Source organism: Pseudoalteromonas sp. H105 (assembly GCF_001469215.1).
Taxonomy (GTDB): Bacteria; Pseudomonadota; Gammaproteobacteria; order Enterobacterales; family Alteromonadaceae; genus Pseudoalteromonas.
On sequence record NZ_LOFH01000012.1, the window covers coordinates 83,500 to 105,148 of the forward strand.

Genomic DNA, 21,649 nt, shown 5'->3' on the forward strand with positions numbered 1-21,649 from the left:
AATAGATACCGTGTTATTTTATTGCGTCAAATCGAGCAACATATTGATACTACCTTCTTCAAAATCACGACTGATTTTAAAGCCAAGTTTTCGAGCAAGTTCAATCATCCCTTTATTTTCAGGCAATGTAATGCCTTCAATCAATTGCACTCCTTGGCTTTTACAGTGCTCAATTGCAGCACGCATTAATATGCCTCCAAGGCCTAACCCCTGGCATTTTGAGCGCACGACAATTGCAAATTCTGCTCGAATTTTATCAGGATCCATTAACACCCGTGATACCCCTAATGTTAGACTCTGGCCCTCTTGTTCCTGCGTTACAATAAAAGCCATTTCACGGTCGTAATCAATTTGTGTCATTTTTGCCAGCTGATCATGATTAAACTGTGGTAGTTCACCAAAAAAGCGCTTGTAGCGATCTTCTTTAGTTAGCGATTGATCAAACGCCTGATGAGCTTGCTCATCTTCTGGTTTTATAGGGCGAAGTACAGCTTGTGTATTATTTTTTAATGTCACATGTTTAACCAGTTCAATCGGGTATGGCCGAATTGATAAACGTTTGCGGTGACTTTGTATTTTGTAACGACTCAGCGTCATTGTTGCATCTAACACCAAAAACTGCCCATTGCTCGCTAAAATAGGGTTTAGTTCTACGCTTGTTATGTCGGGCTGATCGATGATCAATTGAGATATCCGGGTTAATAACGCGCAAAGGCGATATTTATCAACTTTTTCAGGCAGTATTCTCTCTTTTAATACCCCTTTATCGTGAGCGGCTGCAATGAGGTATTTTGCTAAGTTCATGTTTAATGGAGGTAGCGCAACAGCCGCTTGAGCAAATTCAAGCCCTGTACCCGCTTCGCCAATTAAGATCACAGGGCCAAAGTTAGGCTCGGTTTTTATCGCAATACGTAATTCATTGGCACCCGCACGAGGCGCCATTTTTTGCAGTGAAAACCCTTCAATAATAGCATCAGGGTAGGTGTTTCTAATTCGCAGCAGCATCGCAAAGGCGGTCTGTTCTACCTCTTGTGCATCATTGAGGTTAAGGACGACACCACCAACTTCAGATTTTGATGGAATACTCGGGCTAATTAGCTTTAAAGCAACAGGAAAGCCTAATTCCATGGCTTGTTCTTTGGCTTCTGTTGGGGTGTAAGCCACTTCAGTTTGGATACACTCTATCCCATAATGAGCGAGCACTTGACGAGACTGGTGGGTCGATAAGTAACTCTGTTGGTCTGCTAAGAACTCATCCACCAAGGCTTTCGCTGCGCTTTTATTTATTTTCGCATCGTCGGTATTTGACTCAGGGGTTTGGGTAAGGTGCTTTTGGTTTCTGCGGTAAATAACCAAGTGCATAAATGCTCTTACTGCACCTTCGGGAGTGCGGTATGTCGGAATTGCGTGAGTGCTACATAGCTTTCTCGCAGCGTAAGCGGCATCTTCGCCCATGAAGTTAGTGATAACATAAGGGCGTGCCATCTTAGGCAAAGTATTTAATGTTTGCGCAATAATTTGTGCGTACTCTTCGCTAGGTGCAATTGCCGAAGGAGTATGAATGATTAACAGATTTTTGACTTCTTTCGCGTGTAATAAAATTTCAAGTGCTTGTTTATAGCGTGCAGGAGAAGAGTCACCAAAAATATCAACAGGGTTAGACGTCATATCAGATTGGGGGATGACTTTATTCAGTGCAGCACGGGTTTCTTCGCTTAGTTGAGTGAGCTTTCCTGAGCTGAGTAACAAGCTATCTACCGCCATAACACCCGGCCCGCCACCGTTGGTTAAAATAGTGAGCTGTTCAACTTGAAGTAGTTTAGGGTGCATCGCTAGCGTTTGCGTTGCTGCAAAAAGCTCCGTTAAATCGCTTACTCTTAACATGCCAGCACGTTGAAATAGTGCATCGTAGACAGCATCTGAGCTTTGTTTTCCACCGGTATGAATTTCAGCTGCCAGTGCGCCGGCTGCCGTTTTCCCTGTTTTTATGGCAATAACAGGCTTACTAAATGCTGCTGCGCGTGCCGCTGAAATAAAGCCTCGAATATTTTCGATATTATCTATATAAAGTAGTATTGCCTTGGTTTTTGCGTCACGGCCTAAAAAGTCCAATAACTCAGCAAAATCGATATCTAAGCAATCTCCTACAGAAACAAAGTATGAAAAGCCAATTTCTTTATTTTTGGCCCAGTCCAAAATGGTTGAACATACGGCGGCAGATTGCGAGATGAAGGCAATTTTACCCGGTGAAGTGACAGTGTGCGAAAAGCTCGCATTTAAGCCAATATGCGGAATGAGCAACCCTAAACAGTTTGGTCCAAGCAATGATACATTGGCTTTTTTAGCTGCACTTTCCAGCGATTCTTTTTGTTCTATACTCATACCTGCAGCGATGACAACTGCGTTTTTGCAACCAAATTCACCTAGCTCAACGATAATATTTGCTACAGTGTGTTTGTTGGTGCAAATAACGGCAAGGTCAGGAATGATGGGGAGTTTAGTGATAGACGGATAAGCCAGTACGCCGTGAACGGCTTTGTGCGTTGGACTAACGGGCATTATAGGCCCTTTAAAGCCACCTTGAAGTAAGTTACGCATAACGATAAAGCCGGCACGCGATGCATTATTTGATGCACCAATAACGGCAACAGAGGTAGGGTTAAAAAATTGGCTAATGCGCTTAACACTCATGGCTTTTCCTTCGCTGTAAAGTGGCGGTTAAGTTTAATCGCTTAAACTCTACCACTTAAATTTTAATGAAACACGTTTTAGTGCTATTTTTCGCGATCTATATCAAGGAGTTATAAATGAGTAAAACACAATCGACTCATATTGCAATTGCAGCGGTTGCATTTTCATTAGGGCTATTAGGGTTGGGGGCCATTTTAAAAAGTGCGGCACTTGAGGTTAAAGGGATGGAACGCACCGTTACCGTTAAGGGACTTGCGGAGATTGAAGTCGCGGCGGATACCGTTATTTGGCCATTACAATTTAGTGATGCGGATGACGATCTTGAAAAGTTGGTTGAGCGCATTGAACAAAAAAATGATGCGGTTATCGCATTTTTAAAATTACATGGTTTTAATGACAACGAAATTAGTCGTGGTGCTCAATCCATTGTTGATAAACAAGCACGGGAATACGGTGGAGAAGGCCAGCAGTTTAGGTACATAGCTCGTGCAAATATTACGGTCTATTCATCACAGCCATCAAAAGTACAAAATGCCTTGGCAAAGGTAAATCAACTCGCTAAGCAAGGGATTGCGATTGTGCAAGACAGCTATGAAACGCGCATTGAGTATTTGTTTACAGGGCTTAATGATGTAAAACCCGCCATGGTACAGGAAGCCACTGAAAAGGCGCGTGAAGTGGCAATCAAGTTTGCTAAAGATTCACAATCTCAGTTGGGCAAAATAAAAACGGCTCGTCAAGGGCAGTTTAGTATTTCTAACAGGGATTCAAATACGCCGCAGCTCAAAAAAGTACGTGTTGTCACAAGCGTAGAATATTATTTGTCAGACTAATTTAGCTTGCTCTGACGGCGAATTTAAAACGGCAATGTGAACACTTGAAGGCGTTTTTTGGATTGACTTTAGGTGTTCGCGCTCGTTCTTATTATTAATGTTGTTGAAGGTAGGTTTCTATTTTTTCTGTTTTACAACGCAGGTAAGCGCTTGCTAACAATACCGTGTACTCATTGAGAGTATGGCTCGGTAAAGTATTCTTTAGGTTGATTAGCGCATTTAAAAATGCAGCCGTATTGATGTTTTCATTTTGCTTAAACTGAGCTTCCATAAGGGCCAGTAGTGCGGAAAACTCGTGTTTAGGTAAGCTGGTTTGTACTTTATTACAGGTTATATAGCTTGCAACTGGTGTTAGGCCTACGCTATTTACTTGAGTCAGGGCTTGTAAGAGGCTTTCGTTGCTTTCAAACAGCATTAGCGAGCGAACATAATTAAAAGGTAATGTATTGGCATCGCAGTGGCTAAATAAAGCATGCATCACATTATTTTTAAGGTCATCCTGTAAGGCAAACCCATTGTTAAATTTAAGTCCTGGGGTAAAGAAACTTAAAAGCTCAGTGTGTTTAAATTCACTAATTAAATTTTTGGGGAACGGGTGCTCTGCGAGTATGCGGGTCGCCACATTTTGCAAGTAGCTGTATTTGACATCCATACGTTGTGCGCTTTGGTACAAATGCATAAGTTGCATGCTTTGTTGCTCTGACGGTAATTTAGGGAAATCACCTACAACGGCTTTTAGCTGGTGATGCTGTAACTGTTGTGTGAGTTGTTTTATACATGTATCCATTGGCATTCCCTCATTACTGTTTATTCTATCCTAGCTGAAATCGTTTGCTGGTCAAGCTGTTAACTAACCACTGCGCAGGTTTGCAAGCAGCAAAAAGGCCGCAGTTGCGGCCTTTAATATACTTACTCAGGTGTTGTTAAACAGCTGATTTACTTGCAACCCATTGGTCAACAAAGCTTTCTAGTACGTTTAATGGTACAGCACCATTTTTTAGCACAACGTCATGGAATTCGCGAATATCAAACTTGTCACCCAATTTCGCTTTCGACGCTTCACGCAGTTCTAAAATTTTCAGCATACCCACTTTATAAGCGGTTGCTTGTGATGGCATTACAACGTGACGTTCAACCATTTTCACGCCATCAGAGGTCGCGTTTGGTGTGTTATTTACGTAGTAGTCGATACCTTGTTGGCGAGTCCATTTCATTTCATGGATACCAGTATCAACAACCAGTCGACAGGCACGCCAAAGTTCCATCGCAAGACGACCGAAATCAGAATAAGGGTCTTCATACAGGCCCATTTCTTTTGGTACTAGCTCAGAGTATAAGCCCCAGCCTTCAATATACGCTGTGTAGCCACCGAATTTACGGAATTTAGGCACGCCTTCTAGTTCTTGCGAAATAGCAATTTGCATATGGTGGCCCGGCATCCCTTCATGATAAGCAAGTGCTTCCATTTGATATGTAGGCATCGCTTCCATATCGTAAAGGTTTGCGTAGTAAATACCAGGGCGTGAGCCATCTGGAGCTGGCTGTTGATAAAATGCTTTACCCGCTGCTTTTTCACGGAAAGCTTCAACTGCTTTTACTTTTAAATCAGCTTTTGGCTTAACAATGAATAGCTCATCTAAACGCGTCTTCATGTTATCAATCATTGCCGTTGCTTCATCAAGGTAACGTTGCTTACCTTCAGCTGTATTTGGGTAATAAAATTGCTTATCAGTTTTCATAAACTGCATAAACGCTTTTAAATCACCTTTAAAGCCCACTTTGTCCTTGATTTCACGCATTTCATCATGAATACGAGACACTTCGGCCAGACCAATTGTGTGGATTTCTTTTGCAGTAAGATCTGTCGTTGTTGTACGTGCTAATGCGTTATTGTAGAACGCTTCACCATCTGGGAATTTCCATGCACCATCACGGTCGTCAGCACGCTTTTCAAGCTGTGCTAAGTAATTAATTAGCTTAGAGTAAGACGGTTTTATCGCCGACTTGAGCGCATTTTCAGCGTCATCAATTAGGCTGTCTTTTTGTGCTTGATCAATTTCCAGTGCCGTTACTTTACGTTTGAAGTCAGCAAGTAATGTTGAATCTTCGCCTTTTTCAAATGGGGCACCGATAATGATGTTTTTGCTTGAATCAATCACGTGCGGAAACACAAACTTAGGTGCAATTATGCCTTTGTTAGCGCGTGTCTCTAAATCTTTAATTAGCTGATCAATGACGGTGGTTACACCATTTAAGCGCGAGATATACGCTTTCGCATCAGATACGTCAGACACTTGGTGCTGATTAATCATAAATGCAGGGATCATCGAGTGAACACCAAACATTTGGTTTACCGGGTAGTTATGGTAGCGCCATTTAAAATCAGCAATGCTGTTTTCAAGATCTTGCTTTTTAAGGTCATAGCTTACTTTTGTGCTGTCATCGAGCAAGTCACGGTTAATCGCATTTAATGCCACTAAGTCGTCTTTAGTTTGCTGAAGGTCTTCAAGCGCTTTTTCTTCGCTGCCATCATCCCATTTATCGTAATCTTTTTTGATACCCATATAAGTTTGATAAACAGGACTGCTCATCACATCACGGTTGAAGGTATCTTCGAAAAACGCATTGGCTTTGTCAATTTCGCTTTGAACAGGTTGCACTTGAACAGTTTGAGTACTTTTTTGTTCAGCCATTTGTTGGCAGCCACCTAGCAGTGCAATACTCACTGCGGCAGCGATAAAGGTAAGTTTACGCATGTTTTCCCTTTTGTTGTTAGAAACCAATAAAGGTTATAAATTAATTATTATTAGTATGTAGCTACACGCCATATTGGCTTTGCACTACACAAACAATTCTAGCAGGTCATTTAAAAAACGGTGACCTTTTTGGCTTACTTGCCAGTGGTTATCCATATCAACTAGTAAGCCTTTATTTACCGCTATGTTCAAGGCTTCTGATTGACTTTGTAGCGATAAATTTGTAAGTGCATGTAAATCACTTTTAGGGCAGGCTTCAAAAAGTCGAAAACGATTCATAAAAAATTCAAAGGGTAAGTCGTCATTTTCTACAGCCCATTGTTTAAATAGATATGGCTTAGCTAAATCCATATAGCCACGTGGGTGCTTCACCTTCATCGTGCGTGTTATTTTCCCTGTGGCCGCGTCGGTTATTTTACCATGCGCGCCACAACCAATACCTAAATAGTCGCCAAAACGCCAATAATTCAAGTTATGTTGGCACTGATAATCCGGTTTTGCATAGCCTGAAATTTCATACTGTTGGTAACCAGCATCAGCCAGTAAAGCTTGGCCTTGCTCTTGAATATCCCACAATGTGTCGTCCGGCGGTAAAATGGGGGGTTTTGAAGCAAATTGTGTATTGGCTTCAATCGTCAGTTGATACCAAGAAATATGGGGTGGGTTTAAGGCAATGACTTTTTTCAAGTCACTTAGCGCATCTTCTAGCGTTTGACCTGGTAAGCCATGCATCAAATCAAGATTAAAGCTATTTAAACCGGCGCCATGGGCTTGCTGGGCAGCATAAACAGCTTCATCAGCACCGTGAATGCGACCAAGAGCTTTGAGTTTGTCGTTTTGCATGCTTTGCACACCAATCGATATACGATTAATACCTGCGGCGACATATTCTTTAAAGCGGCCTGTTTCAACGGTTCCCGGATTTGCTTCTAACGTGATTTCACAGTTGTCTGCTAAACCAATTAATGAATCAACCGCGTTTAAGAGGCGAATGTACGCGTCACCTGTTAGTAAGCTGGGTGTGCCACCGCCGATAAAGATTGAATGGATTTTACGTCCTTGCACTAAATGTAAGTCTGCTTTTAAATCATCGATTAAATGCTGAACATATTCTTTTTCTGGAATATCACCTTTTTGCCCATGACTATTAAAGTCACAATATGGGCATTTTTGCACGCACCAAGGAACATGCACATAAAGGCTTAAAAGGGGTAAATTCACAGGCCGCCTTTGAGTTTAAGCTCTGCTAGTAGAGCGTTTAGTGCTTGGCCGCGATGGCTAATGGCATTTTTTTGCTCTTTCGTTAGCTGTGCACTTGTACAATTAAGTTCAGGGACATAAAAAACCGGGTCGTAGCCAAAGCCACCTTGACCGTCTTGGTTTTGTGTTATTTGACCTTCCCAGCTTGCACTGCAAATAAGGGGAGTCGGGTCATCGCCGTGGCGCATTAAGACTAATACGCACCAAAATCGGGCCCTGCGAACAGGGCTATCAGCTAATTCAGCCAAAAGTTTATCTATATTGTCTTGGTCTGTGGCGTTGTCACCCGCGAAGCGAGCAGAGTAAACGCCAGGGGCACCGTTTAGTGCATCTACCTCTAAACCTGAATCATCAGCAATGGCCGGTAATCCGGTCACTTTTGCAGCATGGCGGGCTTTTATTATCGCATTTTCAACAAATGTGGTGCCGGTTTCTGGCACGCTAGAAACATTGAAATCACTTTGCGGGACTACGTTAATATCGAGGGGGGTCAGCATCTGTGCAAGTTCTTTAACCTTTCCTTGGTTACCTGTGGCTAAAACTAATGTGTGTGTCATGATTTAATCTACATAAAATTTTTGTTGAAACTGCAATTTTTGAAATTGATTATCTTGTTTAATGTCGATCTCAAAACGTAAGATCTCTTCATTAGTAAACTTTACTTGCGCTAGGTAGTAAACAGACTCGCCTTCAATTACTTCTTTAAAGGTGAGCGTTTGTTTATTGCCAAGTAAGTTTTTTGCTGTGCCAGTAAGCATGGCTGTTTGTGCGGTTTTATCTGCATTGTTTTTTAAAATCGAAATATTAACAATACCTTTGTAATCACTTCGTTCTAAGCCATATGCTTTCGCTATTTGCGGTTGAATAAATGTTGAGGGGAATGCAATGTAATGAACTTGCCAAGGGCCTAGCTCTTTGTATTGGCCCCCTTGCTGTTGCTCACTGTGTGCACTAAATGTGATACCCGCTAATGCAAAAAATAAAAGACTAACTAGCTTTTTCATATTTGACCCTTAAAAAAAGAGGCCTAGAGGCCTCGATAATGCGTGGATTAACCGATTAAATCCATAAAGAGGATTTGCCCAAACTGCAAAGCGATAATGAGTACAACTATCGATAAGTCAAAGCCTCCTAACGGCGGTATTATTTTACGTATTGGTTTCAGCATTGGCTCAGTTAACTGATGGAAAACAGCCTCAATTGGGTTGTAACCTTGGCTAACCCAGCTTAATAAAGCGCGGATGATAAGCACCCAAAACATAAGGTTAAGCGCTTCTTTTATTACCGTAATAAACGCTGATACAAATACTGTTTGTGCAGCCCAACCACCATAAAATAAGAGCATTAAGGTTGAAATTTTTGCTACAGCGACAATGAATGCTAACAATAATGAGGCTAAGTCTAAGCCACCAAAACCGGGAATGATTTTGCGCAGTGGGTTCACAGCAAATGAGGTGGCTTTTACAACAAATTGACTCAACGGGTTGTAAAAATCAGCTTTGGCTGTTTGTAGCCAAAAGCGAAGTAATACCACCATTAAAAATAGATCAAATACAATCCCGACTAAAAATTGCATAGCATTCATAATATACCTCGAAAAATAAGCGTAATAGCTTTAGGGTCTGTTGACCTTTGCGGATTAAAATTTGTTCAAGCTAGGGGCGGTTTAATCGTGACGCGAGGTTTGTAACCTAGTGGACTAAGTAAAAACCAAGCAACAAAGAGTAAATCCGCCCCTAGGCAGAACATTTCAGGCTACTGCAAATTTAACCTTGAAAGGTCAAAAGGCCCTGATTAAAGTTCTTGTTCCATTTGTTCTGCGCGGGCAATACAAGCATCCATTGCATCAGCAACAGTGCTAGTTAGACCTTGCTCTTTTAAGTGCTCAACAGCAGCATGTGTTGTTCCGCCTTTCGAAGTCACATTGGCACGCAGTTGCGATATACTGATATCAGGCTGTGATAATGCCATTTCAGCAGCGCCCAGCGCGGTCTGTTGTACTAAACGGCGCGCATCTTCATCATTAAATCCTAAGGATTTTGCTTTTTCTTCTATGGCTTCCATAAATAAGAAAAAGTAAGCTGGTGATGAACCTGTTACGGCAATGATATTATTGATTTCAGATTCTTGCTCAACCCAAACTACAATACCGGTGCACTCAAAGACCTGTTGTACAAAGTCATGTTCGTCGGTTGTTTCACCTGCGCCAAACAAGCCTGATACACCACGGCCAAGTAAAGAAGGGGTGTTAGGCATACAACGTACCATTTTTACTTTTTGGCCTAGCATTTCACGTAAGCGATCCACTGTTAGGCCAGCGGCTACAGAGATAAAGAGTTTATCACTAAAGTCTACGCCTGAATCTTGAAATGATTGACATAACTCACCCATCATTTGCGGCTTTACTGATAATACAATTACATCGGCATCACGCAGTGCTGCGTTATTATCGGCGGTGGTTTTGACCCCAAAATCGGCTGCTACCTTGGCGAGTTTTTCTTGGTTTCGGTTTGTTGCAATAATATTTGATGCTGCAAATCCGTTTTTCACCATGCCACCAATAATGGCATAGCTCATATTACCTGTGCCTATGAACGCAATTGTTTTATCTGTCATATCTTAGTTATCACCTTAGCTTCGTTGGCCAAAAATATCCGTGCCGATGCGAACCATGGTTGAGCCCGCAGCGATTGCTGCTTCTACGTCACCACTCATGCCCATCGACAGGGTGTCTATTTGAGGATATAAGGCCTTAAGTCTATCAAAGCAAGTCGCTAATTGCTCAAAATATTGTATTTGCTGCTGTGAATCGTCGGTTTTTACAGGAATCGCCATAATTCCTCGCAGTGTTAAGTTTGAGCATGCATCCACGTAGCGTGCTAAATCCATTAGCTCATTTGGATGGCAGCCTGATTTAGCCGGTTCTAAGCTGATATTTACTTGAATTAGTACATTGAGTGGTGGCATGGTGTCTGGACGTTGATTATTTAAGCGTTTCGCTATTTTTTCACGCTCAATACTTTGTACCCAATGGAAATGTTTAGCGACTAATGCTGTTTTATTCGATTGAATAGGGCCAATAAAATGCCATATGATATCGGCATATTCTTCAAGCTGAATGGCTTTATCAACGGCTTCTTGAACATAAGATTCACCAAATTCTCGGTGTCCTTCATTATAAGCAGCTAAAATGTATTCAGCAGGTTTTGTTTTTGATACCGCAAGTAAGCTAATATCTTGTTCGTTACGGTGGTTTTTTTTTGCCGCTTTTATAATTCTTGCGTAGGCGGCGTTAAGTCGTTCTGGTATTGTAACCATATAATTATCAGTTGGTTGTGGAGTCATAAATGGATATTACCGAATTATTGGCCTTTAGTGTTCAACATAAAGCATCGGATTTACACTTATCATCAGGTGTTGCCCCTATGATCCGTGTTGATGGCGATGTGCGTCGTATAAACATTCCAGCGTTGGAAAATAAAGATGTAAATAGCCTAGTTTACGACATTATGAATGATAATCAACGAAAGGATTACGAGCAAAATTTAGAGGTGGATTTTTCGTTTGAGGTGCCTAATCTGGCGCGCTTTCGTGTCAATGCGTTTAACTCTAACCGCGGACCCGCTGCTGTATTTCGCACCATCCCAAGTGAAGTACTCACATTGGATGATTTAGGTGCGCCTGATATATTTAAAACAATTTCGGATAACCCTCGTGGATTAGTCCTGGTTACAGGCCCTACAGGTTCAGGTAAATCAACCACTCTGGCGGCCATGGTTGATTATATTAATCAAAATAAACACCACCACATACTAACCATTGAAGACCCTATCGAGTTTGTTCATGACAACAAACTATCGCTGATTAATCAGCGTGAAGTTCATCGTGATACACATAGCTTCTCCAATGCATTGAGAAGTGCATTACGTGAAGACCCTGATGTTATTTTAGTTGGTGAGTTACGTGATTTAGAAACAATTCGCCTTGCAATGACGGCAGCAGAGACCGGTCATTTAGTATTTGGAACGCTGCATACCACGTCAGCGCCAAAAACCATTGACCGTATTATCGATGTGTTCCCGGGTGAAGAAAAAGACATGGTGAGATCCATGCTTTCTGAATCATTACGCGCTGTAATATCACAAACCTTACTTAAAAAAGTGGGGGGAGGACGTGTTGCTGCACATGAAATTATGATAGGCGTACCTGCAATCAGAAACTTAATCCGAGAGGATAAAATTGCACAAATGTATTCATCAATTCAAACGGGTTCATCCCATGGTATGCAAACCATGGATCAATGTTTAGTCAACCTTGTGAATCATGGCGTTGTTTCAACGGCTGAAGCGCGCGCTAAAGCGCAAGACAAAACTAATTTTGGCGGTTAGCCCTCAGCTCATGCAATAAGGAATAGTATGTCTCATTCTCTAAATTATTTTTTACAGTTGATGATAGATAAGCAAGGATCTGATTTATTTGTATCAAGTCAACTACCTGTCAGTGCGAAGATTAATGGTGAGTTGATCGCTCTAGGTGACGATAAACTCAGTGATGAGGAGTCTCTGGCATTTGTTGAATCGGCGATGAGCGAAAAGCAAAAAGCTGAGTTTCATAACTCGAAAGAGTGTAATTTTGCTATTGCGACAGATGAAGGGCGTTTTAGGATTTCAGCATTTTGGCAGCGCGATCGTGCAGGAATGGTTATTCGTCGTATCGTTACTCAAATACCCGATGTTAACGACCTGGGTCTGCCTTCTACGTTAACTGATGTGATTATGGCCAAGCGAGGGTTAGTCTTGTTTGTGGGTGGAACAGGGACGGGTAAGTCAACGTCACTTGCAGCATTGCTTGGTTATCGTAATCGGAATCAGCGAGGTCATATCTTAACGATAGAGGACCCGATCGAGTTTGTGCATGAGCATCGCAAGAGTATTATTACTCAGCGCGAAGTTGGCCTTGATACAGAAAGCTTTGAGTCTGCATTAAAAAGCTCATTACGTCAGGCCCCTGACGTTATTCTAATCGGTGAAATACGCTCACAAGAGACGATGGAATATGCACTTAGTTTTGCAGAAACAGGTCACCTGTGTGTTGCAACATTACATGCAAATAATGCCAATCAAGCTATTGACCGCATCATGCATTTGGTGCCAAAAGAAAAGCACGATAAGCTCAAATATGATCTATCATTAAACTTACGTGCAATTATTGCACAGCAATTAGTCCCAACAGCTGATGGTAATGGTCGTGTGGCAGCCATTGAAATTTTGCTCAATACTCCGATTGTTGGCGAGCTCATCAAAAAGGGGGATATTGGTGGGATTAAAGAAGCCATGGCAAAGGCTAAAGATATGGGCATGCAAACGTTCGATCAGGCTTTGTTTGAGCTTTACAAGCAACAGCGTATTAATTACGCCGATGCCCTCCACCATGCAGATTCACCAAATGATTTACGTTTGATGATTAAACTTAGAAACAATGAACAGCAAGGAGCTGGCTTTTTACAAGGCGTAACCATTGATGGCTTAGACAACAAAGGTTAGCTGTATGCAGTTTGGCAAGAAATGGTTTTGTATTCCCCTGTTTTTTTATTGTGTATGCACACCATTTTTTGCTGTCGCACAGCCAGACAGTATTGCGATTTATCTTCGAGATGATGTTTACAATGACTATCGGCGTTTTTTAGCTGGTAAAGAGCCTATTCAAATTAAGGACTTTAATACTGAATTTGTTCGTCGTGACGTGGTCGATATGATTATTGCCCAGCAGGCTCTATATTTAGGTGGATTTACAAAAACGTTTGATTACCAAGTTGGAAAAATAAACTTTCGTAATACGCGTTTGCTGGAAAAAGGTGAGCTACTCATCAGCTTTGATAGCTATTGGTATGAAGACACTAAATCATTTACTGATGAAGTGTATATCAGCGATCCGGTGATCCGCAAAGGTGAGTATTTTGCTGGCATTTTTGCCTCACCTGATAATAAAGCGGTATTTAATATTAAAAACCTCTCTGATTTTAATGTGCTTACTAGCGTTTCAACCCCTCGCTGGCGAACTGATTGGCAGACACTCTCGCAATTACCTCTCAAGCGGTTAGTTAGAGAAGATGAGTGGTTGAGTCAAGTTAGGATGGTGTCTATGAAATGGGTCGATTTTATGTTGATGCCATTAATGCCTGAGATGAACAATGAATATGTACTTGAAGGCATTAAACTGACCGCCGTGCCAGATATGCTTGTATTGTTAGATGATAGTCGTCACTTTGTCGTGTCTAAACTACACCCTGATGGGTTGAGCGCATTTACTGCCCTGCAAAAAGGGCTGAAAATATTACGTGAGCAAGGTGCAATAGAAAAAGCCTACCGCCAAGCTGGGTTCATACCACAGCTTAACGATCAGGTTATTATTAACTTACCGCTCACCCGTAAGCTTGTTCAAAATAACTTTCCAGAATAATAACTGCAGACATATTATCTACATTTCCTTTACCTAGGCGCTTGTAACCGCCTTGTTCAAATAAACGCGCTTTTGCATCCGCAGTGGTTAATCGTTCGTCCTGTGTCTCTACAGGTAGGCCAAAATTGTTATGCAGACGATTAGCAAACTTTTTGGCCTTGAAAGTAACCTCTTGGTTTGTGCCATCCATATTCAATGGTAAGCCAACAACCAATAAATCGGGTTGCCACTCATCAACATGTTTCTTTATAAAATCCCAGTTAGGAATGCCGTCTTTTGCTTTTACTGCACTGAGACTTGATGCAGTCCCTGTTAATTCTTGGCCAATGGCAATACCAATGCTAGTTGTGCCAAAGTCGAAGCCCATCACCGTGCGCTCACCTTTGGGCTTGAGTTGTCTTTTTGTCATTGTATCTTCTATTTCATTCAAAAACTTGAGCGCTTAGGCGTGTCCAGCCTCAGTACTTAATTGGCCAATGTCAAAACCAAGAGTTTCGACTGCTTTTTCCCAGCGCTTTTCCACAGGTGTGTTAAAAATAATGTCAGGATCGGCTTTTATTATAAGCCATGAGTTTTCCAACAGCTCTTGCTCTAATTGCCCTTGCTCCCAGCCTGCGTAGCCTAAAGTAATAATAAATTGATCCGGCGCCTGTGTTGTTGTTAGGCTGGCTAGTACATCTTTGGATGTGGTAATCATAATGTCGCTACTCAACTTTTGGCTTGCTGAGTAGCCTGGTTTAGGTGAATGTAAAACAAACCCTCGATCAGTTTTTACCGGGCCTCCGGCATACACTGCCAGTTGTGCAGATTGATTTGATTTGTCGTTATCGATTTCAATTTTATCAAGTAAATCACCTACGGTGATATTGATAGGTTGGTTAATCACCAAACCCATAGCCCCGTCTTCATTGTGCTCACAAATATATGCAACGGCACGTTTAAAAAAAGGGTCTTGCATTGATGGCATGGCGATTAAAAAATGATTTTCTAATGATTGCATAACGATACCCCTCATTTTACCCCAAGGTGGGGAGTTACTTTTATTTAAATAGCACGAAAGAATGTGCTGTTTTTAATTCAGTTAAATAGGAAAGTTCTGGTGCGTTAATATTATTATGCTAACTGCTAGGGTTCAAAAGTCAGCAGCAAATGCAGTTAAACATTATGCTGCTAAATTCGCTTTTAAATCCAAAGCGGGTATTCTTTATTTAATAAAGTATGGCATAGATTAGTTAACTACGGCCTAATTTATCTTCAATTGCATCAAATAAGATACCTGTGATTGAAATATCATACGCCGCTTCAATTTCTTTTACACAGGTTGGTGCAGTGACATTTATTTCTGTGAGCTTGTCACCAATTATATCTAAACCGACAAAAATAAGCCCTTTAGCTTTGAGTGTAGGGGCTACAGCTTGCGCTATCTTTAGGTCTGACTCACTGATAGGGCGCGCCTCACCTCGACCACCTGCCGCTAGGTTTCCGCGTGTTTCGCCGTTTTGTGGAATACGTGCTAAACAATACGGAATAACTTCACCATCAACAACCAATACGCGTTTGTCACCTTGTTTGATCTCTGGAATAAAATTTTGAGCCATTGCAAAGCGAGTACCGTGTTCGGTTAGTGTTTCGCAGATTACACCAAAGTTAGCATCATTTTCTGCCACGCGGAAAATAGATGCTCCCCCCATACCATCTAAAGGCTTGAGAATAATGTCTTTATGTTCATTAAGGAACTCTCGAATTTGCTTTTTATTGCGCGTTACCAAGGTATCTGGCGTGTGCTCGCTAAACCAGGCTGTGAATAGTTTTTCGTTGGCATCGCGTAAGCTCTGCGGTTTATTTATAATTAACGTGCCTTCAAGTTCTGCACGTTCCAGGATGTAAGTTGCATAAATGTATTCGGTATCAAATGGCGGATCTTTACGCATTAAAATGACATCTAAATCAGCTAATGCAATCGTCGCCTTTTCTTCTAACTCATACCAGTGATTTTCATCATCGAATACAGTTGCTTTAGCGGCTGTTGCATAGGACTTGCCTTTACGCAATGATAAATCATCCATTTCCATGTAGTAGATTTCATAACCACGGCTTTGAGCTTGCATCATCATTGCAAACCCCGTGTCTTTTTTAATATTAAACCCACTAATAGGATCTGAAATAATACCTAATTTAATCGCCATGTTGCTACCTTACTAAATAGAGTGTTGTTGATATGAGGGTACTTTTAGTAATTTCAATTCGCTAAGTCGCCAAATTGAAGTTGTAATGCACTTAAGACCGTTAAAGCTGCCGTTTCCGTTCGTAAAACGCGTGGGCCAATACGAATGTCGACAAACTCTTGCGCTTTAGTTAGCGCAATTTCCTCATCGGTAAATCCACCTTCAGGGCCAACTAAAAAGCGTACACCGCTCTCTGGAACTGTAATTGTTTTAATTGAATGCTCAGCTCGCGGGTGCAATGTTAATTTAATTTCATCGCTTTTTTGATTAAGCCAATCACTGATATCAATAGGTGGGTGAATGGTTGTAATACGGTTTCGGCCAGACTGTTCAGCCGCAGCAATCGCTATTTTTTGCCATTGTTGATGTTTTTTGGCTAAGCGTTCGGCAGTTAATTTAACGCCGCATCGTTTGCTAAAAATAGGGGTGATGTCTGTAATGCCTAATTCAACAGATTTTTGAATGGTGAAGTCCATTTTATCGCCACGAGAAATACCTTGGCCTAGGTGAATACGTAACGGTGATTCCACGTCGATATCATTGAACGCTATTGGCATTGCAATAACAGACTTTTTACCAACGTCGATTAATTCACATAAATATTCACCACCTTGCCCGTTAAAGAGTGATACTTGCTCACCGACTTTCATTCGAAGCACGCGGCCAATATGACCTGCCGCATCGTCATCTAGTTGAACTGGGGTTGATAAAGCAATATCGCTTGCTTGGTAAATATGAGGAACGCGCATGATGACCTTAAGATAGATAGCTAATATGGCTATGGTATGAAAGGGAGCGCCTAGGTGCAAATACTATTATACCCAATCCACTTCAAGATGCAGAATTCAGCGTTTCACAGGGGGCTTAATATCAAGGCGTTATTTTGAAACAATGACAGCCCCTTTTAAGAAGTAAAAACGATGAGAGTAAGTGCCTGTGAAACGCCCAAGAGGTTGGTATAAAAATGGTTTATACTGCGTTATTGATTTTAACAATAGAACCACTATTTTTTGTAATCAATGCCTTGCCTAAATCACTTTTAATTCCAACGACGCTCGCATCTTGAGGTGGTTTGGGTATATGTGTGTTCGATATTTAACTATTTAACTATTTAACTTTTCACTTAACGCGTCTAAATCATGTGGCGTTTGCGCTATGTCACCTTGACATGATAAGTGATTATTATGGGCTTCATCTGGGACAGGTGAAAATTGAAACCCTTGCTCGCCCTCGCTGACTAAAAACCGCACGCTGTGAAGTGAATTATAAATAAAACGTTGTTTGTCATCGGCTAAAAGGTAATCGGTTTCATTGAACAAAACCCCTGCTATTTCATGATGCTCATGTAAGTAGGTTGCCAACTCAGAAACGCTAATTTCGTTAGCAAAGTCACAGTAGCAATAATCTTTAATGAGTTGATCAAACATGAGCTTAACCAATTGGCGAGTATTTGCGCCTGCGATAACTAATGTACTATTTTGTGAACCACGAAAGTAGTGTTCAGTGAATCTACGACTAAAATCACTGTCGTTATCGATTAATAAAAAATTATTTACTTGAAATGGCATAAGGCCCCACATTTTGGGTATTTTCAATTGTTAAATTGAAAACATACTAATAAGTAAATAGCCTATAGCGCAGAAAACAGCAAACTCAATGCAGGCTACCCCAATGTTATCTTGGTGATCAATCTCAAGCGCAGTATCAATATTAGGTAAAGAAATGTACTTGATGATGGTCGTTAATATATACAGTAATAACCACATCGAGCCGCAATGTAAAGCTAATGTGAATAAGTTTTCGACCATTTTACCACTGTGGAAAGTAGCACTCGCTAAACCTGCGTACATTGCTAGAGCAAGACCGATAGATTTGCCCGCATAACGAATACCGATTGAGGTATTTTCTAAATTAAAATTACTTTGTAATGAAGCGCCTTGATTTGCTTGTGCGAAACGGTATTCACGTATTTTGCTATCTAAAGCAAAAAAACCTTGAAGTAAAAAGAAACTAACAAAGGCAATGAGTAAGCTACTAAACCCTTGCGTGTGGGACCAGTTATATAACCCAAGTGTAATTATGCAGTTCGCCATGAGCATGCCTGAATCGACCATTGCTGCGCATACATTTTGTTTTAAAATAGCAGCTTCTTCATTAAAACGATGCAAAATCCATTTTCGATGAATGATGTGGCCAGCCTTGATAAATGCGAATAGAAGAACGATTAGCGTAACCACTTTTAATGGGTTTGATTGTGCTGTGCGAAAACTTATCTCATCGAATAAAAAAGCGATGGTTGCAATGACAACACTTATCTCTGAGGCAAAACTAATGCCCATCGCAAAGTTATCATGTTGTGCAAGCTCTTCTTTTAAAGCTTGTTTTGCCTTCAAGTGGTTTAATCCGCGTAAAGTAAATACAGTGATACAAATAACTGCAAAACAGATAGCAATAGCCACTAAACTAGTGTTAGATAAAGACAAATATGACATGGTTAACCTATTTGGTTTTAGTATATTAGTTATTCTAGTATGGATATGCTTGATATAAAAGAGAGTTTTTAATGAGTGAATGTGCACAACTCCCCCTACAATTACAAAAATTAGGTGAAGATCGATTTATCGCACTTTATGGTCAACGAGCGTTCGATGATAAAATAGTACGTTTGTTAGGGTTGAGTGATTTTGCATGGCGCTGTTTAGAGGCCCAGCCTGCGCTTATTGATATGCTGTTATCTGAGCACGAAATGTCGCTTCGTGATTGCCCATGCCCATTTTTAAATTTTGATTTTACCCAGGTTGAAGAAGCTGAAGGGTTTAAAATTTTACGTCAGTACCGTCAACGTTATTGGCTTAAAGTGGCCTTTTTAGACTTATGTTGTGCAAATGAAATTGCCGATAGTATTAAATATATTTCATTACTGGCTGATAGTTTGATAAATGGTGCAAATCAGTGGATTTTTTCACAGGTTGCAAAAGTAAATGGACAACCCACAGATAAAGCGGGCAACGCTATTCCCATGCTGATCTTAGGAATGGGAAAGCTAGGTGGTCAAGAGCTTAATTATTCCTCTGATATAGATTTGATTTTTGCTTACCCTCATAGCGGTAAAACGCAAGGTGGCCGACGTTCTTTAGAAGCACAAGTTTTTTATACCAAAGTGGCTCAAAAACTGATCGCAGCGCTAAACCAAAAAACGGCTGATGGCCAAGTATTCCGAGTTGATATGCGATTACGGCCATTTGGCGAAAGTGGCCCATTAGTCATGAGTTTTAATGCCATTGAAGATTATTACCAAGAGCAAGGCCGAGAGTGGGAGCGTTACGCTATGCTCAAAGGGCGCTTAATTGGTGGGCCAAAAAAATACACCAAAGAGTTTTATCAATTACTAAAACCATTTGTGTATCGTCGATATATTGATTTTTCAGTTATTGAATCATTACGAAAAATGAAGCAAATGATAGCGCAAGAAGTGCGTCGAAAACGCCTTACAAATAATATTAAGTTGGGTGCAGGGGGGATACGCGAAGTAGAGTTTGTGGTTCAAGCATTACAGATGATACGCGGTGGACGAGAAGCGAATTTACAAACTCAATCTTTACTGAAAGCGTTAGCCCAACTGTGTAACAACCAAGTCGTGGCTAAAAAAGAGGCGCAGCAGTTAGAGCAAAACTACCTCTATCTACGAAGAATAGAGCAATATCTTCAGATTTTTGATGACCAGCAAACCCAAACTTTGCCAGATGATATAAACAATCAGCAACGTTTGAATTACTTAACAGGTTTTAGTGATTTTGAGAAAACGCTGGCAGATATAAATAGTAAAATGGCCGCTATTCATGGTGAGTTTGAGTTAGTTATAGGGTATGAAAGTGAACCTGAGGATCTGTGTGAAAGTGCATTTGTTAGTGCCTGGGAGCATGGTGATGTGAGTTTGCTTAGCGAGCCTAATGATGAGTGGCAGCAGCCATTAACTGACTTTAAAGTACGGTTGGCGAAAGCCAAAATAGGCTTACGAGGGCGAGATATCCTAGATAAACTCATGCCATTGCTGCTTAAACAGTTGGCGCAATGCAGTGCTTCGAGTGACGTGTTTAGTATGATTAGCCAAGTGCTTAATAAAATTATTTCACGTACAGCTTACTTAGAATTACTTTATGAAAACCCAGGTGCATTAAAACAACTGGTGTCTCTATGTAGCCACAGTAAGTGGATTGGCGAGCATATTTCTCGATATCCAATTTTACTTGATGAACTTATCGATCCGGCAGTGCTCTATAAACCTACATCGCTGAGCGCTTATAAAGATGAAATACGTCAATACTTTTTACGTATCGATAATGATGATTTAGAGCAGCAAATGGAGGCACTACGTCAATTTAAGCAAACTCATCAACTTCGTATCGCTGCGGCAGATGCGACTGGTGTTATTGATGTAATGAAAGTGAGCGATCACTTAACAGCTCTTGCAGAGGCGATTGTTGAACAAGCTATCAATATTGCTTGGCAACAAATGATACTGCGCTTTGGCATGCCACCTAACACAAATGAAGAAAACAAAGGTTTTGGGGTAATTGCGTATGGAAAAACCGGTGGTTTTGAAGTTGGCTATGATTCCGATTTAGACCTTGTATTTGTTCACAACCATGATGGTACGAGTCAAACAGATGGTGATAAAGGGATTTCCTCAAGACAATTTTATTTAAAGCTGGCTCAGCGTTTGATGCACTTATTTAACACGCGTACAGCTTCTGGCATTCTATATGAACTCGACACTAGATTAAGGCCTGAGGGAGCATCAGGTTTAATGGCGATTAACCTTGAAAGCTTTAATCATTACCAACAAACTCAAGCGTGGACATGGGAGCATCAGGCGTTGGTCCGTTCACGAATGATTTTTGGGCAGCAGGAGCTAGTAGAGCGGTTTGCGCAAATTCGTCTTGCAATATTATGCCAAGCACGCGATCAACAAGTGCTGCGTGAAGATGTTCTTAGCATGCGAGAGAAAATGCGTGATCACTTGGCTACAGGAAGCAATACGTTATTTGATTTGAAACAAGATGCGGGTGCAATGGCTGATATTGAGTTTATTACGCAATATATCGTGCTTAAAAACGCGCATACATTTGAGCAGCTAACAACCTATTCAGATAATGTTAGAATTTTAACGGACGCCGCCAAGTTAGGCTGTATTAGTCAACAAACGAAAGAAGGATTGATAGCGGCTTATATTGACTATCGCTCGCACTATCATGTTCTAAGTCTAGATCAAAAAGGCCGTTGTGTTGAACGTGAACGTGTTAAAGATCATATGGATTTGGTGATTAATGCTTGGCACACTATTTTCGCATTAGGCAATTAGGGTCTGTTGACCTTCAAGGTTGCATTTGCAGCAATCTGTTTGGTATTTAGGCTAGGCAGCGGC

20 protein-coding genes are annotated in these 21,649 nt (G+C 41.1%); 5 read left to right on the plus strand and 15 right to left on the minus strand.

Going from position 1 to position 21,649, the window contains the following annotated elements; translation table 11 throughout:
• Positions 1-18: 18 nt before the first annotated feature.
• Entirely contained in the window at positions 19-2,691 is a 2,673-nt protein-coding gene (locus ATS75_RS17425) for a bifunctional acetate--CoA ligase family protein/GNAT family N-acetyltransferase (protein WP_058561696.1), read from the minus strand.
• A gap of 116 nt (positions 2,692-2,807) precedes the next feature.
• On the opposite strand from ATS75_RS17425, the gene ATS75_RS17430 reads away from it, so the two are divergent.
• The gene (locus tag ATS75_RS17430; protein ID WP_058561697.1) at positions 2,808-3,524 is read left to right on the plus strand and encodes an SIMPL domain-containing protein; all 717 of its coding nucleotides are present in this window, start codon (positions 2,808-2,810) and stop codon (positions 3,522-3,524) included.
• A gap of 94 nt (positions 3,525-3,618) precedes the next feature.
• Here the strand turns inward: ATS75_RS17430 and ATS75_RS17435 are convergent, their stop codons facing one another.
• The 8 genes from ATS75_RS17435 to ATS75_RS17470 form a co-directional block, all read right to left on the minus strand.
• Positions 3,619-4,311: a hypothetical protein gene (locus ATS75_RS17435; protein ID WP_058561698.1), complete on the minus strand. Its 693-nt coding sequence runs from the start codon at positions 4,309-4,311 to the stop codon at positions 3,619-3,621.
• A gap of 136 nt (positions 4,312-4,447) precedes the next feature.
• Positions 4,448-6,280, minus strand: a complete 1,833-nt coding sequence (locus ATS75_RS17440; RefSeq protein WP_058561699.1) for a DUF885 domain-containing protein — start codon at positions 6,278-6,280, stop codon at positions 4,448-4,450.
• An 84-nt stretch (positions 6,281-6,364) separates the two neighbouring features.
• Positions 6,365-7,501 (minus strand): radical SAM family heme chaperone HemW, encoded by a 1,137-nt coding sequence (gene hemW / locus ATS75_RS17445; protein ID WP_058561700.1) that lies wholly within the window; start codon positions 7,499-7,501, stop codon positions 6,365-6,367.
• Positions 7,498-8,097, minus strand: a complete 600-nt coding sequence (locus ATS75_RS17450; protein ID WP_058561701.1) for an XTP/dITP diphosphatase — start codon at positions 8,095-8,097, stop codon at positions 7,498-7,500. The genes hemW and ATS75_RS17450 overlap by 4 nt, the downstream gene beginning before the upstream one ends.
• Positions 8,098-8,100: 3 nt before the next feature.
• Positions 8,101-8,544 (minus strand): DUF4426 domain-containing protein, encoded by a 444-nt coding sequence (locus ATS75_RS17455; protein ID WP_058561702.1) that lies wholly within the window; start codon positions 8,542-8,544, stop codon positions 8,101-8,103.
• Positions 8,545-8,591: 47 nt separating this feature from the next.
• Entirely contained in the window at positions 8,592-9,125 is a 534-nt protein-coding gene (locus tag ATS75_RS17460; protein ID WP_058561703.1) for a YggT family protein, read from the minus strand.
• Between the two features lie 209 nt (positions 9,126-9,334).
• Positions 9,335-10,156 carry a pyrroline-5-carboxylate reductase gene (gene proC / locus ATS75_RS17465; protein WP_058561704.1) on the minus strand — a complete coding sequence of 274 codons (822 nt, stop codon included), beginning with the start codon at positions 10,154-10,156 and terminating at the stop codon, positions 9,335-9,337.
• Positions 10,157-10,171: 15 nt separating this feature from the next.
• Positions 10,172-10,885, minus strand: coding sequence for a YggS family pyridoxal phosphate-dependent enzyme (locus ATS75_RS17470; RefSeq protein WP_058561705.1), 714 nt, complete (start codon positions 10,883-10,885; stop codon positions 10,172-10,174).
• 2 nt (positions 10,886-10,887) lie between these two features.
• Between ATS75_RS17470 and ATS75_RS17475 the strand changes: the two genes are divergently transcribed.
• Genes ATS75_RS17475 through ATS75_RS17485 form a run of 3 tightly spaced genes read left to right on the plus strand, consistent with a single transcriptional unit; the run spans position 10,888 to position 13,999 of the window.
• Positions 10,888-11,928: a type IV pilus twitching motility protein PilT gene (locus ATS75_RS17475; protein WP_058561706.1), complete on the plus strand. Its 1,041-nt coding sequence runs from the start codon at positions 10,888-10,890 to the stop codon at positions 11,926-11,928.
• 27 nt (positions 11,929-11,955) lie between these two features.
• A complete protein-coding gene (locus ATS75_RS17480) occupies positions 11,956-13,083 on the plus strand; it encodes a PilT/PilU family type 4a pilus ATPase (protein WP_058561707.1) in 1,128 nt (375 codons plus the stop codon).
• A gap of 4 nt (positions 13,084-13,087) precedes the next feature.
• On the plus strand, positions 13,088-13,999 hold the full coding sequence (locus ATS75_RS17485) for a hypothetical protein (RefSeq protein ID WP_058561708.1): 912 nt from the start codon (positions 13,088-13,090) through the stop codon (positions 13,997-13,999).
• On the opposite strand, the gene ruvX is transcribed toward ATS75_RS17485, so the two are convergent.
• The 6 genes from ruvX to ATS75_RS17515 all read right to left on the minus strand — a co-directional run bounded on the left by ruvX (position 13,962) and on the right by ATS75_RS17515 (position 18,716).
• The gene (gene ruvX, locus ATS75_RS17490; RefSeq protein ID WP_058561709.1) at positions 13,962-14,408 is read right to left on the minus strand and encodes a Holliday junction resolvase RuvX; all 447 of its coding nucleotides are present in this window, start codon (positions 14,406-14,408) and stop codon (positions 13,962-13,964) included. The genes ATS75_RS17485 and ruvX overlap by 38 nt on opposite strands.
• Before the next feature lie 33 nt (positions 14,409-14,441).
• Positions 14,442-14,999: a YqgE/AlgH family protein gene (locus ATS75_RS17495; RefSeq protein WP_058561710.1), complete on the minus strand. Its 558-nt coding sequence runs from the start codon at positions 14,997-14,999 to the stop codon at positions 14,442-14,444.
• Positions 15,000-15,231: 232 nt separating this feature from the next.
• Positions 15,232-16,185: a glutathione synthase gene (gene gshB, locus ATS75_RS17500; RefSeq protein WP_058561711.1), complete on the minus strand. Its 954-nt coding sequence runs from the start codon at positions 16,183-16,185 to the stop codon at positions 15,232-15,234.
• Positions 16,186-16,238: 53 nt separating this feature from the next.
• Positions 16,239-16,973, minus strand: coding sequence for a 16S rRNA (uracil(1498)-N(3))-methyltransferase (gene rsmE / locus ATS75_RS17505; protein WP_058561712.1), 735 nt, complete (start codon positions 16,971-16,973; stop codon positions 16,239-16,241).
• A 354-nt stretch (positions 16,974-17,327) separates the two neighbouring features.
• The gene (locus ATS75_RS17510; protein WP_058561713.1) at positions 17,328-17,792 is read right to left on the minus strand and encodes a hypothetical protein; all 465 of its coding nucleotides are present in this window, start codon (positions 17,790-17,792) and stop codon (positions 17,328-17,330) included.
• A 30-nt stretch (positions 17,793-17,822) separates the two neighbouring features.
• Complete coding sequence (locus ATS75_RS17515; RefSeq protein WP_058561714.1) at positions 17,823-18,716, minus strand: hypothetical protein; 894 nt, start codon at positions 18,714-18,716, stop codon at positions 17,823-17,825.
• Between the two features lie 71 nt (positions 18,717-18,787).
• On the opposite strand from ATS75_RS17515, the gene glnE reads away from it, so the two are divergent.
• On the plus strand, positions 18,788-21,586 hold the full coding sequence (glnE, locus tag ATS75_RS17520; protein WP_058561715.1) for a bifunctional [glutamate--ammonia ligase]-adenylyl-L-tyrosine phosphorylase/[glutamate--ammonia-ligase] adenylyltransferase: 2,799 nt from the start codon (positions 18,788-18,790) through the stop codon (positions 21,584-21,586).
• Positions 21,587-21,649: the final 63 nt, after the last annotated feature.